This window comes from Sporosarcina sp. Y838, assembly GCF_056786515.1.
Map to the genome: position 1 here is coordinate 17319 of NZ_JBXCJD010000003.1, position 13725 is coordinate 31043.

The following is a 13725-nucleotide window of genomic DNA, read 5'->3' on the forward strand; positions in this document are numbered from 1 at the left end:
AGATTGCTAAAATAGTTATAGTTATAAGGCTAATTGCCAACTAAGGAGAGAAACAAATGAGTGCAATGATAAATAGAAAGAACACACGTCCCGTAAAAGTCGGTAATTTGACTATCGGGGGGAGCGATGAGCTATTCATTCAAAGTATGACGACTACCAAAACGCATGACATTGAAGCGACAGTAGCAGAAATTTTGCGCTTGGAAGAAGCAGGGTGTCAAATCGTACGAGTTGCCTGTCCGGACGAACGTGCAGCTTATTCAATCGGTGAAATAAAAAAACGGATTAACATTCCTCTCGTTGTCGATATCCATTTCGATTACAAGTTGGCGTTAATCGCGATTGAACAAGGTGCCGATAAGATTCGCATCAATCCTGGAAATATCGGTAGACAAGCCAAAGTCGAAGCAGTCGTCAACGCTGCAAAGGCAAAAGGCATTCCGATTCGAATCGGTGTTAATGCCGGTTCACTTGAAAAGAAAATTCTTGAAAAGTACGGGTATCCAACTGCTGATGGTATGGTAGAAAGCGCTTTGCACCATATCAAAATTCTTGAAGACCTCGATTTCCACGACATCATTGTGTCATTGAAAGCTTCAGATGTAAATTTAGCGGTCGAGGCCTATCAAAAAGCGGCGGCAGCATTCGACTATCCATTACACCTGGGCATCACGGAGTCTGGAACACTATTTTCAGGGTCTATTAAAAGCTCTGCCGGTTTAGGTACACTTTTATCCGCAGGCATCGGCAACACGATGCGAGTCTCATTAAGTGCTGATCCTGTTCAAGAAATCAAAGTAGCTCGCGAGTTACTAAAAATATTCGGTCTTTCTTCCAATGCAGCAACACTTATTTCATGTCCAACCTGCGGAAGAATTGAAATCGACCTCATTACCATAGCAAATGAAGTAGAGGAATATATTTCACATATTAAAGCCCCACTAAAAGTTGCAGTTCTCGGCTGTGCAGTAAACGGTCCCGGCGAAGCACGTGAAGCCGATATTGGAATTGCAGGAGCACGTGGTGAAGGTCTCCTCTTCATGAAAGGGAAAACGGTTCGAAAAGTTCCAGAAGCAACTATGGTGGAAGAATTGAAAATTGAAATAGACAAACTCGCAGAAGAATATTTCGAAAAGAAAAGACAAGAAGAACTTCTCATACAAGGTGAGAAAGTCGAATGAGAAACCTTCGCTTCGGCATTGATATCGACGGTACAGTAACTTGCCCTACTTCTTTACTGCCACATATCAATGAGCAATTCGGATGCAATCTTGTTCTAGATGATATAAAAGAATATGATCTGACAAAAGCATTTCCGGTTGATGAAAAAATCTTCTTCGAGTGGTATAAAGGAGCCGAAACGGGCATTTACGAAACTTCTCCTGCGCAAAAATACGCTAAACAAGTTTTGACCGATTGGAAAGAAATGTTCGAACTTTATTACATTTCTGCAAGGGGTCATCAAGTATATGATTCCACACTTGATTGGTTCAAATTGCAGGATATTCCTTACGATCATATCGAACTCATCGGTAGTCACAATAAAATTGCAACAGCGAAAAAGTTTGATGTCCATGCATTTTTTGAAGACAAGCATGACAATGCAGTTGAAATTCATGAAGAGCTTGATATTCCAGTCATATTATTCGATACACCGTATAATCGGAATCCCATTCCCGATGGTGTCATCCGAGTTTACGACTGGCAAGAAGCAAATAATGTTATCAAACAGCTATTCCCGGTTTTGATAGCTTAAATCGAATATAAAAACGGTGTGGATCTCTATTAATAGAGATTCACACCGTTTTCTAGTTTATGACACATAATGGACATTTTCCGTATATCTCAAATTTATGCCCTTCCACTTCATAGTCAGGTAAATTGACGGTAATCATTTCCATGGGGCAATGTGTTATGCTTCGTGTCTTTCCACATGTTGTACATATAAAGTGATGATGATGAACGCCCGGATCACACTGCATTCGGAAGTGCCGGTCTCCATTTAATTCGGTTTCTTCTAGTATACCTAGTTCTGAAAAGGTTGATAAATTACGATAAATTGTATCAAAGCTAATTCCAGGATTATCGTCTTCCATAAAGTTTTTAACTTCCAAAGCTGTTAAATAACGATCATTTTCAGAGAATAACTGTAATATGGTATCTCTATTTTTTGTTCGTTTAAACTGTTTTTCCTGGAGAAGACGCCAAGCCTCATCAAGTGTCATACCAATTCCTCCTTAACCGCATGGGCATTTCGCCCTCCCTGTATTTTCTTCCAAACAAGAACGACTAATAGAACCAGTACTGACGTAACGACAATTGTTCCCCCCGGGGCGATATCAAGGTGATACGCGGAAATAAGTCCAATAATAACAGCCAATTCCCCAAATATAATTGAATAGATCATCGCACCCTTAAAGCTTTTTGCGAGCTGAATTGCCGATGCCACAGGAATCGTCATGAGCGATGAGACTAATAAGATACCAACAATCCGCATAGAAGCCCCAATGACAAGAGCTGTTATAATCATGAGGATCATTTGGATATACCGTGAATTAATACCTGAAACCTTTGCATACTCCGCATCGAATGATAAGACGAATAATTCCTTATACAGAAAACGGATATATAATACCACGATGATTCCAATAACGACAACAACAAGTAGGTCCTGTCTGCTAACCGCCGAAACGGAACCGAATAAATAGCCGATTAAATCGGAGCCGAACCCTTGCGATAATGAAATGAAAATTGCTCCGACCCCTATTCCCGCAGACATGATAACCGGAATAGCTAGTTCCTCATAATGACGATATGCACCTCTTAATTTTTCAATTAGCAACGATCCGCCCACAGCGGATGCAATCCCAAAGTAAACAGGATTCAATGCACTGAAAAACAGCACTTGCTGGCTCAAGTAAAGGCTTCCGGCGATTCCGGCAAGAGCAACATGGCTAAGTGCGTCGGCGATGAGTGAAAGCCTTTTGACGACGATAAACAAGCCAAGTAAAGGAGCAATAACTCCGATGATTAATCCGGATAAGAATGCATTCTGTAAAAACTCATAGGCTAAAATATCATTAATCATCGTTTTACCTCATTCGTTTGCTGGTGAACGCGTCGAACAGGGTGGCCATACCATCTTGAAACGTCTTCGTCTTCCATTTTTTTATAATCTGATTGTCTGCCATGAAAATGAATCGACCGATTTAAACAGGCTACATGCGTTGCGAGATCCGTCACGAGGTCAATTTCATGTGTTACAAGCAAGATTGCTATTCCATGCTCACGGTTTAGTTTATTAAGCATAGAATAAAACGATGCCACATTCTGTTGGTCAATTCCAACAGTGGGTTCATCCATAATAAGAAGATCCGGCTCCCCTGCAAGCGCTCTTGCTATAAAAACACGCTGCTGTTGGCCACCAGATAATTCACCCATATTCCGACTGACAAAACGATCCATTCCAACGATGCGAAGTGCTTCCAATGTTCGGTGCTCATCTTTTTTCGAAAAACTCTTGAACAATCCTACTTTTCGAGTCAAACCGCTGCGCACGACTTCACGGACTGTCGCTGGAAAACCAGAATTGAATGAATTAGATTTCTGTGAAACATAACCAATTCGTTCCCGGTGTCTAAATGAATTTATATCTGCACCAAACAATTTTACCGAACCACTGGATGGCTGTAATAGACCAAGAATAATATTGATAAGAGTTGATTTACCGGACCCATTTGGTCCTATCAAGGCCCAAAATTCCCCTTCTCCTACTTCGAGAGAGATTTGATCAAGAGCGATTGCCTGCTCATAACTGAAACTGACATCGTCCAATTGAATAATGTTATTTGTCATTTTACTATTCCTTTCACGAAACAGGAATCATTACGATTCACTCGTCAAATTATAAACTATTGTACGAGGGGATACAACCATTTAAGAAAGAAGGAATCAATAATGGATTATGTTCAACTATTAAATGAAGTGAAGACACGTAGCGATGCTGAAGTCAAAGTCATTGCAGGACAATATGGTATCGATCTTTCAAAATCAGAAATTAGGGCGCTTCGCCCTTTACTGGATGAAATTTCATTTCATTGGCTATTCACAGGTGTCCCTGAAACGTTCATTAATAAAGTTAGAATCGTTATAGGTGATAAAAAAACAGAAATACTATTCAAGAAATATTTAGACTCCACCCAGTGAAAAAACGTAAACACCCTTATACACTAAAATCCCGCCTGCACTTTGTAACTTTGCAGGCGGGATTTTCTTATTAGACTCTTAATAAATCAATTACATCAGGCTGAAATGATTTCGCTTTAAACATTTCTATTTCATATTTATAAGGTGCAGTTTTCTTTTTAGGATCAACACCTACAAATGGAGTTTCAAGAATTTTAGGCACCGTCTGGAATCCCTCGTGGTGCACGATATAAGAAAGAGGTTCGAAACCGATATGACCGAATCCGATATTTTCATGCCGGTCTTTCATTGCCCCTCGCTCATTCTTACTATCATTTACGTGAATGACTGAAATTCTATCCATTCCAACAATCTTATCGAACTCCATTAGCACACCTTCGAAATCATTTACGATATCATACCCAGCGTCATGGACATGACAGGTATCGAAACAAACAGATAAACGTTCGTTATGTGTCACACCATCGATAATTGCAGCTATTTCATCAAAACTACGGCCACACTCAGTCCCCTTACCCGCCATCGTTTCGAGGGCTATGCGAACTGGGTAGTCTTGTGAAAGTACTTCATTTAATCCTTCGATGATTTTTGCAATTCCGAGATCTACACCTGCTCCGACATGTGCGCCTGGATGTAAAACAATTTGGTCAACGCCAAGTGCAGCCGTCCGTTCAATTTCACTTTGCAGAAAATCAACACCGAGTCTGAAAGTTTCAGGCTTAAACGTATTCGCTATGTTGATGATGTACGGAGCATGGACGACGATATTAGAATGTCCATTTTCCTCCATATTTAGATGACCTGCTGCAATATTCAGATCCTCAATCGGTTTTCTCCGCGTATTTTGCGGTGCACCGGTATAAATCATAAATGTAGTTGCTCCGTAACTTGCAGCTTCCTCACTCGAGCCCAGTAGCATTTTACTACCACTCATCGAAACATGGGAGCCAAGCAATAATGGTTTATCATTTATCATTTTTTACGTTTCAATCTCCTTTCCCTCTTTTTAAAACTTTCAACTTGCTGAGCCATTTTCTTCTTATAGCCAGGTTTTACTTTCGATGGCTTTGGTACGAACGAAATTGCTTTGCGGTCAATATCGTCTGTTTCCTTAACTCTATTTCTTCTTGAATGGCGTTCTTTTACTTCAACCCATTCACCATTTTTCACTTCTTCATGGACAAAAGGAATACCCATCTTTTCAATTCTCACTACTTTGTCGTCCTCAGAAGGTTCATATAATGTAATTGCTGTCCCCTTAAGCCCTGCTCGTGCAGTACGACCCACGCGGTGAATGAAAAACTCAAGGTCATCAGGAAGTTCAAAGTTGATTACATGGCTGACACCCGGAATATCAATTCCGCGCGCTGCAAGATCTGTCGCTACTATATATTGGAATTCAAGATCACGAACCTGTTTCATCATCCGTGTCCGTTCGCGCGGTGTTAAATCTCCATGAATTCTTCCGACTTTAATGCCGCTTTCTGCAAGGAAAGTTGCAAGTCCTTCAGCATTTTGTCTTGTATTCATAAAGATAATTGCCAAATAGGGATTAATTCCCTCCATTACTTGCAACAATTTCTTTCTTTTGTTCATACCGCGAACAGGAACGAGAGAATAGCGCATCCCTTCCGTCAATGGTTTACGTTCACCAATTTTCACATGAACAGGTGACTCCATATATTTCGTAAGGAACGGTTTTAATTTCTCTGGAATCGTAGCAGAGAAAACATACATTTCCAATTTAGCGGGCATTTTCGATGCAAACTTATCGATATCCTCGATAAAGCCCATATCAAATGCAAGATCCGCTTCATCGATAACTAAAATTTTTGCAGTATGGATAGCAAGAGCTCCATTTTCAGACATATCACTGATTCGCCCTGGTGTTCCAACGATAATATGGGGATTTGATTTTAGTTTCCCAATTGATCGTTGCTTGTCTGTACCACCTATGAGTAGTGATGTACGTACTTCAGTACCTTCAGTCATCTTAGCAAGCTCGTTAAACAGTTGCGTTGCAAGCTCTCTTGTTGGTGCGGTGATGACTGCTTGCAATTCATCAACAGATACATCTGTCCGTTCCAGTATTGGAATGAGGAAACTGTGTGATTTACCTGTCCCTGTATGTGCTTGTCCAATCGCATTTGTCCCTTTCAGGATAAGCGGTATAATTTCCTTTTGAATCGGTGTCGGATTCTCAAAGCCGAGCCTCCCGATTGCTTCACGTATAAACGGTTTAAATTGATAATCTGTAAATTTAGACATTCGTAACCCTCCTAATGTACACCTATTGTAACATGATTTCGTTCCGCCGTATGCGATTTTCGCATAGTATACAATGTGAAAGTTCATTCTGATTTATTGAAAGGAGATAATTATGAGGTATGAGTCCTTTTATCCATTTGCGCGACAACAACCGCCACCCCATCCAATGGGACAATCGGGCTTCGGACAGCCCCCTCGAGTGGCACCACCACAAGCACACAGACAACCATTCATGAATGGTCCGTCGAACAATCCATTTGGCGGTCCGACGCCTGGCCCAGGTTCGCAACAAGGGCCATCAAAAATGGAGGAATACATGCAAACGGCTAATCGTTTCCTAAACACTGCTCAGCAATTCGCACCTGTCGTCCAGCAATTTGCGCCGATGGTTCAAAACTTGCCCGCGATGTGGAGATTATACAAAGGCTTTCAATCGCTCCCACCCGCAGGCGGAACGGCATCTACACCAACAAGGGCAACAGTTGCGAATGTCGCACCCGGCCCATCTGTCCCCCGAATATTTCAGCCGCCCATTCGATAATTTTGAAACAGCAGCCCAACTCCGCTATAATGGTGGTAGATCCTATTAGAGGAGTGAGTCTGTATGAAAGTATTAAAGATTACCCCTAGAGGCTACTGTTACGGGGTTGTCGATGCAATGATCATAGCAAGAAATGCGGCACTCGACAAAACATTGCCGAGACCCATTTATATACTCGGAATGATTGTTCATAACAAACATGTTACGGATGCCTTTGAAGCAGATGGCATCATAACACTCGACGGAGAAAATCGTTTGGAGATTCTCGAGAAAGTCGAAACAGGGACAGTAATCTTCACTGCACACGGTGTTTCACCTGAAGTGCGTGAACTAGCGAAAAGAAAAGGCCTTGTTTCGATTGATGCGACTTGTCCAGATGTAACTGTAACGCATGATTTAATCGGAGAAAAGACTGCGGAAGGATACGATATCGTTTATATCGGTAAGAAGTATCATCCCGAGCCGGAAGGTGCAATTGGCGTGGCCCCCCATGCTGTGCATTTAATTGAATCGATTGAAGATGTGAATAACCTGGAGCTCGAGACTACTAAATTGCTCGTTACAAACCAGACAACCATGAGCCAATGGGACGTCGTTCACATTATGGACGCACTTAAGGAAAAATATCCACATATCGAAGTTCATAAAGAAATTTGCCTAGCTACACAAGTTAGACAAGAGGCTGTTGCACAACAAGCAGGGGAATCTGAGCTTCTCATCGTCGTTGGGGATCCTAAAAGTAATAATTCGAACCGTCTAACACAAGTTTCCGTTGAAATTGCTAACACACCTTCATATCGGATTTCCGATGTTTCCGAACTTGATGTAAAATGGTTGGAAGGTATCAAGACTGTTGGTGTCACAGCTGGTGCCTCGACGCCAACATTGGTCGTCCGTGAAGTGATTGCATTTTTGGAAAACTTCAATCCAGAAGATCCATCTACACTAATTCCAGAACGCAAATTTCCACTGGAGAAAATTTTACCGAAAATCAAACATCCTACACCTGTCATACGAATTGAACCATATGCAACAACCTAAAGAAACCGGCCTCCGTAGTAAGAGGCCGGTTTTTATTGTTCTTTACATGAAAATGAATGGCTCCGTGATGATTTCTGATTGAAGATATGTAACATCGTATCCAGCTTCTTTACTCGCATTTTGCATGTGAACTGCAACCCCTTCAATCATGACCTTCTCAATATTATGACCCGGGTCTATAACCGCTAAATTCAACGCTTGTGCATCATGAGCAATATGGTAATTCAAGTCTCCGGTTACAAGGACATCTGCGCCACTGTACTTAGCGGCAGTTATATATTTGTTACCGTCCCCGCCAAGAACTGCTACCTTTTGAATTTCTTTTTTTGGATCACCAACGAATCGAAGTGCAGGCACAGCAAAAATACTTTTCACTTGTTCCGCAAAATCTGCAAGCGTCAATTTTGTTGGTAGTTTTCCAATTCTACCTAGGCCATATTCGGTCCCTGGCTGATCAAGTTCAAAGAAGTCATACGCTGGCTCTTCGTAAGGATGGGAATTAAGCATCGCCTTTAGCACCTTACTTTTGAGTGGTCCTGGCACAACAACCTCGATCTTAACTTCCTCAACTTCTTCCCCTTGGCCGATTACGCCAATAAATGGATCCGCCCCTTTTTTTGGTCTGAAGCGGCCAATTCCGGGTGAACTGAAACTGCATCCGGCATAATTCCCAATTGCACCCGCACCAGCCTTTGCCAACACATCCCTAATCGCATCCGCATGGCTCTCTGGACTGAAGACGACTAGTTTGTATAATGACTCAACAGATGTTGGTTCAACGATTTCCGTGTCAACTAAGCCTAGTTTTTTTGCTAACATATCGTTCACTCCGCCAGGTGCGATGTCGAGATTAGTATGTGCCGCATAAACGGAAATATCATTCTTAATACACTTTTCGAACATTCTACCTTGGGGTGTGTCCGTTAAAAGTCTCTTTAATGGCCTGTAAATCGGTGGGTGGTGCGCAATGATAAGATTTGCGCCTCTTTGGATTGCTTCGTCTACAACTTCCTCATTTACATCCAGTGTGATGAGGACTTTTTCTACCAACCGGTTTAACTGTCCGATGTGCAGGCCTACCGGGTCCCCTTCCACCGCAAAACGTTTCGGAGACCAGTTTTCAAAAAGCTCTATAATTTCATTACCGTTCACTTTTTTCATTTAGTTAACACCTTCCCAACTAATTCGATATGGCTTCTCAATTGTTCTTTTTTCACCCTAACCGCATCTGTTTCCGTTGCATTTTCGAGCGAATCAAGCACACGATTCCATTCTGATAACTCAATTTCCCATTTCTCAATGAATACATCCGTTTTAGATATGAGCAGGATGGGTCCCGCCATCATTTCCAATTCACTATACGTAGTTCTACCTTTTTCCAACACGAGAATTTCGTATATTTTTCCATCTTCTTTTAAAATATGTTCATCAACAACTTTCCAATCATTGGATACTGCCCATTCACGGACTGCCCTCGCATATATGTTGGGCTGTGCGATGATTCGATTTACATCAAAAAGGCGATCTTTGCCGTTTTCTAAAATAGAGGCTATTAGTGGGCCTCCCATTCCAGCTATCGTCACCGTATCAACCCCATCATTCTCCTCTATGGCAAATAAACCATCTGCCAAACGAATAGAAATAACATCCAATAGATTTTCTCTCCGTACATTGCTAACGGCGGATTCATATGGCCCTTTAGCTACTTCACCTGCAATTGCCTTTCTTGCCATCTTTGAATGGATTAGAAAACAAGGCAAATAAGCATGATCACTGCCGATATCCGCAACAACTGCTCCTTCCTTAACGAAAGAAGCAACCGACATCAATCTGTTCGATAATCGTTCGGAATTCATTACATCCACATCCTTCCTTAAAATAGTGTCTACGATATTAACCATTTTACACGATACACAAATAGAAAGAGCCATCAGTCAACAAAAACTTCTGCTGACTGACAGCTCCTTGCAAATTCAAGAATTATTTAAGTGATAAAATGTAATCCGCCATTGCATCTAGCTCGGCATCGTCTTTAACTAGTCCGCCCGGCATTCCGCCGTCAGTACCATGTAATATCACGTCTTTAAGTTCATCTTTAGATAGACTAGTTCCAGCCAACGCTGGTGCCATTCCACCTGTTAGATCTCCACCGTGACAACCGATACATTTCCCTTGAGCAACTGCTTCAGCATCAAAATCGGCTGTGTCTGCTGGTGCGACTTCTTCAGTTGCCCCATCTTCACCTTGTTCAGCAATTTCTTTTTTCTGATCAAGTCCGTAAAGAGACATGAAGAAAATTAGACCAATTCCAAGTGCGAAAATTAAGATATAAGGTACTATTGGATTTCTACTCATTAAATTACCCTCCTTTATCAGGATCTATTCTGTAATGAATACAGTTCACAACTATTATTGTACTGTATCTAATAGAAAACTGAAAGAGTTATTGCTGATCTTTTCGCCCTTTGTGACAAATTCGACAAATATTTCAGTTTAAATCAGCAAACTTCTCGGAATCCGGTAAGTTCTTAACAGCCGATTAGTCTTGCAATGACCATTCGTTGGACTTCTGAAGTCCCTTCTCCAATTTCAAGAAGCTTTGCATCTCGCAAATAGCGTTCGACCTCGTACTCTTTCATATAGCCGTACCCACCATGAATCTGTATTGCTTCACTTGCTACTTCCATAGCGATTTCTGAGGCATATAATTTACACATCGACGCCTCTTTTGAAAAAGCTCGTCCCTGGTCTTTCAACCAAGCAGCTTTATAGACCATATTACGCGCCAGTTCTATTTTCATTGCCATATCAGCCAACTTGAATTGCGTTATTTGAAATTCGGAAAGTGCTTTCCCGAATTGTTTACGTTCTTTCGAGTAGCGCAGTGCCCTATCAAACGCCGCCTGAGCGATTCCTAACGCCATAGCGCCGATCCCGATGCGTCCGCCATCTAGTGTGACCAAGAACTGCCTGAAGCCGTTACCTTGGATGCCGAGAAGGTTCTCTTTCGGGACACGTACGTTTTCCAATACCAACTCCGTCGTATTCGAAGCATTAAGGCCCATTTTTTCATAATTATCGATAACCGTGAAACCTTCTGCATCGGTTGGCACAATTATCGCACTAATTTCTTTCTCCCCGCCTTTATTTCCTGTAATGGCAGTGATTGCAATGTGCTTAGCGTAGCTTGCATTTGTGATGAACACTTTTGAACCGTTGATGACAAAATCATCCCCGTCCAATTTTGCAGTCGTTTGCGTCCCCCCCGCATCGGATCCTGCATTAGATTCTGTCAAACCAAATGCACCAAAAGATTCCCCAGTACAAATTGGCGTCAAGTACTTATGTTTCTGCTCTTCCGTTCCGAACAGGTTGAGCGGTGCTCCTCCCAGTGATATGTGCGCGGAGTATGTAATCCCCGTCGATGCACATGCGCGGCTAAGCTCCTCCGTGACAATGGCAAAACTTACCGTGTCAGAACCTCCGCCTCCATATTCTTCCGAAAACGGCAAGCCCATCATTCCCATATCAGACAGTTGCTTAAAAATTTCCACTGGAAACTCTTTAGTCCGATCGCGATCAATTGCACCGGGTGCAACAACTTCATCCGCAAACTCCCGAATCATTTTTCTAATCATCTGTTGTTCTTCAGTCAAATCGAAATTCAACATCTTCATCCCCTTTTTTGTGAACGCTTACAATTCCAATTATAACGAATTGTTTTCTGTTTTCACAGCAAATCTTGAAAGTTAGTTGGATTGTTAGAACGAAACGATTAGAAATCCGATGATTAAAAGCAAACCTACAATTCCAGATATCGTCAAATACGCTAATTTGTGAAAACGACCGGCAATTAGCCAAAGTGAGCAGTTCAAAATGAGCAACCCAATGAGAAGCATTCTATTTCCTTCGAAAAAGACCATCCATAACTTGAGGGACATAAACAACAATAAGAAAGAAGCCAATATGTATAGTAAAGGAGTAATCCGCATTTGGACAGTTGATTTACGTAGTGTAGACAGTAGAAATAGAAAGATTACAAATGCTGCTAAAGATAGCGTCAGTATAGGATGATGGCTAAAAACGAACATGCAAACGCTGATAAGAGTCGTTAACATGGTGAGCATAATAATTGTTCGGTTTAATTTCTTTTTTTCCTTAAGTAGTACTCCTTCGACAATTTTTATTTCATTTTCATCTTCACCCTGGGTGTACAGAGTGATAAGGAAATCACAGTAATGCTCAGGCAACAGCTTATTTTCTTTCCAATACTTAATTTCAGAAATAATCATCCTTTTTCGCTGTGGATTCATGGTCATAATCGCTCCTTGATGAATGTAGGGAGAAGCCAATGCAAAAAATCAGCTACTTGTTATCTGTGTAGACACAAAAGCACTAGAAGTTGCTAGCACTGATAAAGATAAAACCTTCAGGGTTGTATAACCTCCTAGTAAGATTTCTACAACTTCTTCGTAAGTAGTAAAAAAAACACCGGCAATAGTTATGCCGATGCCCGTTTATTATTCTAAGAAATCTTTTAAACGTTTACTTCTTGAAGGATGACGCAGTTTACGAAGTGCTTTAGCTTCAATCTGGCGAATTCGCTCACGTGTAACACCGAACACTTTACCAACCTCTTCAAGTGTTCTTGTACGACCATCGTCGAGACCGAATCGTAGACGAAGGACATTCTCTTCCCTGTCCGTCAATGTATCAAGTACATCTTCTAATTGTTCTTTCAATAGTTCATATGCAGCATGATCAGATGGAGATTGAGCCTCTGAGTCTTCGATGAAGTCACCAAGATGAGAATCATCTTCTTCCCCGATTGGCGTTTCCAAAGATACAGGCTCTTGTGCAATTTTTAGAATTTCACGTACTTTTTCAGCAGTCAAATCCATTTCTTCCCCAATTTCTTCTGGAGACGGTTCACGACCGAGATCTTGAAGCAATTGACGTTGAACCCGAATCAATTTATTGATCGTTTCAACCATGTGTACAGGAATTCGGATTGTTCGGGCTTGGTCTGCGATTGCGCGGGTAATTGCCTGACGTATCCACCATGTTGCATACGTACTAAATTTGAAACCTTTCGTATGATCAAACTTCTCTACTGCTTTTATAAGACCCATATTACCTTCTTGTATTAAGTCTAGGAACAACATCCCGCGTCCCACATATCTTTTTGCAATACTGACGACAAGACGAAGATTGGCTTCAGCAAGTCGCTTCTTCGCTTCTTCATCACCATCGAGAATTCGAATTGCGAGTTCAACTTCCTCTGCACCCGTCAATAAATCAACACGGCCGATTTCTTTCAAGTACATTCTCACAGGGTCGTTGATTTTAACACCTGGCGGTACACTAAGGTCGTTCAGATCGAATTTCTCTTCCGGCACTGCTTTGCCATCTCCAGCTTCTTCGTCACCCTTACGATCCATTTCAATGCCCTGCACTTCAATCAAATCGAGGAACTCTTCAAACTGTTCAGGTTCCATTTCAAAAACAGATAACTTTTCTGTAACCTCATCGAGAGTGAGTTCACCTGTTTTCTTTCCGGCTTCCAACAGGTTTGCTTTCACTTCTTCAACAGTCAATTCAATTTCCATATCTTCGGATTTCTCTTTTTTACTCATCTAACCCGTTCCTCCTTAGTACACCGGAATACG

The 13725-nt window shown here is 41.6% G+C and carries 16 protein-coding genes; 5 read left to right on the top strand and 11 right to left on the bottom strand.

The genetic code is table 11. The annotated features are described in order from the left end of the window. The first annotated feature begins 56 nt into the window (after positions 1-56). Positions 57-1181 (top strand): flavodoxin-dependent (E)-4-hydroxy-3-methylbut-2-enyl-diphosphate synthase, encoded by a 1125-nt coding sequence (gene ispG / locus AC1TO4_RS04805; RefSeq protein WP_482104399.1) that lies wholly within the window; start codon positions 57-59, stop codon positions 1179-1181. Beyond that, positions 1178-1756: a 5' nucleotidase, NT5C type gene (locus AC1TO4_RS04810; RefSeq protein ID WP_482104400.1), complete on the top strand. Its 579-nt coding sequence runs from the start codon at positions 1178-1180 to the stop codon at positions 1754-1756. The genes ispG and AC1TO4_RS04810 overlap by 4 nt, the downstream gene beginning before the upstream one ends. Positions 1757-1808: 52 nt before the next feature. Here AC1TO4_RS04810 and AC1TO4_RS04815 read toward each other — a convergent pair whose 3' ends face one another. Genes AC1TO4_RS04815 through AC1TO4_RS04825 form a run of 3 tightly spaced genes read right to left on the bottom strand, consistent with a single transcriptional unit; the run spans position 1809 to position 3855 of the window. Then, the gene (locus AC1TO4_RS04815; protein ID WP_482104401.1) at positions 1809-2225 is read right to left on the bottom strand and encodes a Fur family transcriptional regulator; all 417 of its coding nucleotides are present in this window, start codon (positions 2223-2225) and stop codon (positions 1809-1811) included. Next, positions 2222-3088 (bottom strand): metal ABC transporter permease, encoded by an 867-nt coding sequence (locus AC1TO4_RS04820; protein WP_482104402.1) that lies wholly within the window; start codon positions 3086-3088, stop codon positions 2222-2224. The genes AC1TO4_RS04815 and AC1TO4_RS04820 overlap by 4 nt, the downstream gene beginning before the upstream one ends. Further along, positions 3085-3855, bottom strand: coding sequence for a metal ABC transporter ATP-binding protein (locus AC1TO4_RS04825; RefSeq protein WP_482104403.1), 771 nt, complete (start codon positions 3853-3855; stop codon positions 3085-3087). Before AC1TO4_RS04825 ends, AC1TO4_RS04820 begins: the two co-directional genes overlap by 4 nt. Before the next feature lie 102 nt (positions 3856-3957). Here AC1TO4_RS04825 and AC1TO4_RS04830 point away from each other — a divergent pair, with 102 nt between their 5' ends. Then, the gene (locus AC1TO4_RS04830; protein ID WP_482101823.1) at positions 3958-4206 is read left to right on the top strand and encodes a hypothetical protein; all 249 of its coding nucleotides are present in this window, start codon (positions 3958-3960) and stop codon (positions 4204-4206) included. Between the two features lie 70 nt (positions 4207-4276). On the opposite strand, the gene AC1TO4_RS04835 is transcribed toward AC1TO4_RS04830, so the two are convergent. Together AC1TO4_RS04835 and AC1TO4_RS04840 are read right to left on the bottom strand one after the other, a co-directional pair. Continuing rightward, positions 4277-5182 (bottom strand): deoxyribonuclease IV, encoded by a 906-nt coding sequence (locus tag AC1TO4_RS04835; RefSeq protein ID WP_482104404.1) that lies wholly within the window; start codon positions 5180-5182, stop codon positions 4277-4279. After that, the gene (locus AC1TO4_RS04840) at positions 5179-6474 is read right to left on the bottom strand and encodes a DEAD/DEAH box helicase (protein ID WP_482101825.1); all 1296 of its coding nucleotides are present in this window, start codon (positions 6472-6474) and stop codon (positions 5179-5181) included. Before AC1TO4_RS04840 ends, AC1TO4_RS04835 begins: the two co-directional genes overlap by 4 nt. Before the next feature lie 112 nt (positions 6475-6586). On the opposite strand from AC1TO4_RS04840, the gene vrrA reads away from it, so the two are divergent. Next, a complete protein-coding gene (gene vrrA, locus AC1TO4_RS04845) occupies positions 6587-7015 on the top strand; it encodes a VrrA/YqfQ family protein (RefSeq protein WP_482101826.1) in 429 nt (142 codons plus the stop codon). A gap of 63 nt (positions 7016-7078) precedes the next feature. Beyond that, a complete protein-coding gene (locus AC1TO4_RS04850) occupies positions 7079-8056 on the top strand; it encodes a 4-hydroxy-3-methylbut-2-enyl diphosphate reductase (RefSeq protein WP_482104405.1) in 978 nt (325 codons plus the stop codon). A gap of 42 nt (positions 8057-8098) precedes the next feature. Here AC1TO4_RS04850 and AC1TO4_RS04855 read toward each other — a convergent pair whose 3' ends face one another. The 6 genes from AC1TO4_RS04855 to rpoD all read right to left on the bottom strand — a co-directional run bounded on the left by AC1TO4_RS04855 (position 8099) and on the right by rpoD (position 13692). Further along, positions 8099-9217 carry a Nif3-like dinuclear metal center hexameric protein gene (locus tag AC1TO4_RS04855; RefSeq protein WP_482104406.1) on the bottom strand — a complete coding sequence of 373 codons (1119 nt, stop codon included), beginning with the start codon at positions 9215-9217 and terminating at the stop codon, positions 8099-8101. Beyond that, complete coding sequence (locus AC1TO4_RS04860; RefSeq protein ID WP_482104407.1) at positions 9214-9912, bottom strand: tRNA (adenine(22)-N(1))-methyltransferase; 699 nt, start codon at positions 9910-9912, stop codon at positions 9214-9216. Before AC1TO4_RS04860 ends, AC1TO4_RS04855 begins: the two co-directional genes overlap by 4 nt. A 124-nt stretch (positions 9913-10036) precedes the next feature. Further along, positions 10037-10411 carry a cytochrome c550 gene (gene cccA / locus AC1TO4_RS04865; RefSeq protein WP_482101830.1) on the bottom strand — a complete coding sequence of 125 codons (375 nt, stop codon included), beginning with the start codon at positions 10409-10411 and terminating at the stop codon, positions 10037-10039. A 173-nt stretch (positions 10412-10584) separates the two neighbouring features. Next, entirely contained in the window at positions 10585-11724 is a 1140-nt protein-coding gene (locus AC1TO4_RS04870; RefSeq protein WP_482104649.1) for an acyl-CoA dehydrogenase family protein, read from the bottom strand. A 93-nt stretch (positions 11725-11817) separates the two neighbouring features. Then, positions 11818-12369: a hypothetical protein gene (locus tag AC1TO4_RS04875; RefSeq protein ID WP_482104408.1), complete on the bottom strand. Its 552-nt coding sequence runs from the start codon at positions 12367-12369 to the stop codon at positions 11818-11820. Between the two features lie 207 nt (positions 12370-12576). Beyond that, positions 12577-13692 carry an RNA polymerase sigma factor RpoD gene (gene rpoD, locus AC1TO4_RS04880; RefSeq protein WP_482101833.1) on the bottom strand — a complete coding sequence of 372 codons (1116 nt, stop codon included), beginning with the start codon at positions 13690-13692 and terminating at the stop codon, positions 12577-12579. Positions 13693-13725 lie beyond the last annotated feature (33 nt).

What these genes read in the sequence shown, in the direction of transcription:
- vrrA (WP_482101826.1), top strand. Translation starts at nt 6,587, where the DNA reads ATGAGGTATGAGTCCTTTTATCCATTTGCGCGACAACAACCGCCACCC.
- AC1TO4_RS04825 (WP_482104403.1), bottom strand. Translation starts at nt 3,855, where the DNA reads ATGACAAATAACATTATTCAATTGGACGATGTCAGTTTCAGTTATGAG.
- AC1TO4_RS04860 (WP_482104407.1), bottom strand. Translation starts at nt 9,912, where the DNA reads ATGAATTCCGAACGATTATCGAACAGATTGATGTCGGTTGCTTCTTTC.
- ispG (WP_482104399.1), top strand. Translation starts at nt 57, where the DNA reads ATGAGTGCAATGATAAATAGAAAGAACACACGTCCCGTAAAAGTCGGT.
- AC1TO4_RS04810 (WP_482104400.1), top strand. Translation starts at nt 1,178, where the DNA reads ATGAGAAACCTTCGCTTCGGCATTGATATCGACGGTACAGTAACTTGC.
- AC1TO4_RS04830 (WP_482101823.1), top strand. Translation starts at nt 3,958, where the DNA reads ATGGATTATGTTCAACTATTAAATGAAGTGAAGACACGTAGCGATGCT.
- AC1TO4_RS04875 (WP_482104408.1), bottom strand. Translation starts at nt 12,369, where the DNA reads ATGAATCCACAGCGAAAAAGGATGATTATTTCTGAAATTAAGTATTGG.
- rpoD (WP_482101833.1), bottom strand. Translation starts at nt 13,692, where the DNA reads ATGAGTAAAAAAGAGAAATCCGAAGATATGGAAATTGAATTGACTGTT.
- AC1TO4_RS04850 (WP_482104405.1), top strand. Translation starts at nt 7,079, where the DNA reads ATGAAAGTATTAAAGATTACCCCTAGAGGCTACTGTTACGGGGTTGTC.
- AC1TO4_RS04815 (WP_482104401.1), bottom strand. Translation starts at nt 2,225, where the DNA reads ATGACACTTGATGAGGCTTGGCGTCTTCTCCAGGAAAAACAGTTTAAA.
- AC1TO4_RS04855 (WP_482104406.1), bottom strand. Translation starts at nt 9,217, where the DNA reads ATGAAAAAAGTGAACGGTAATGAAATTATAGAGCTTTTTGAAAACTGG.
- AC1TO4_RS04840 (WP_482101825.1), bottom strand. Translation starts at nt 6,474, where the DNA reads ATGTCTAAATTTACAGATTATCAATTTAAACCGTTTATACGTGAAGCA.
- cccA (WP_482101830.1), bottom strand. Translation starts at nt 10,411, where the DNA reads ATGAGTAGAAATCCAATAGTACCTTATATCTTAATTTTCGCACTTGGA.
- AC1TO4_RS04820 (WP_482104402.1), bottom strand. Translation starts at nt 3,088, where the DNA reads ATGATTAATGATATTTTAGCCTATGAGTTTTTACAGAATGCATTCTTA.
- AC1TO4_RS04835 (WP_482104404.1), bottom strand. Translation starts at nt 5,182, where the DNA reads ATGATAAATGATAAACCATTATTGCTTGGCTCCCATGTTTCGATGAGT.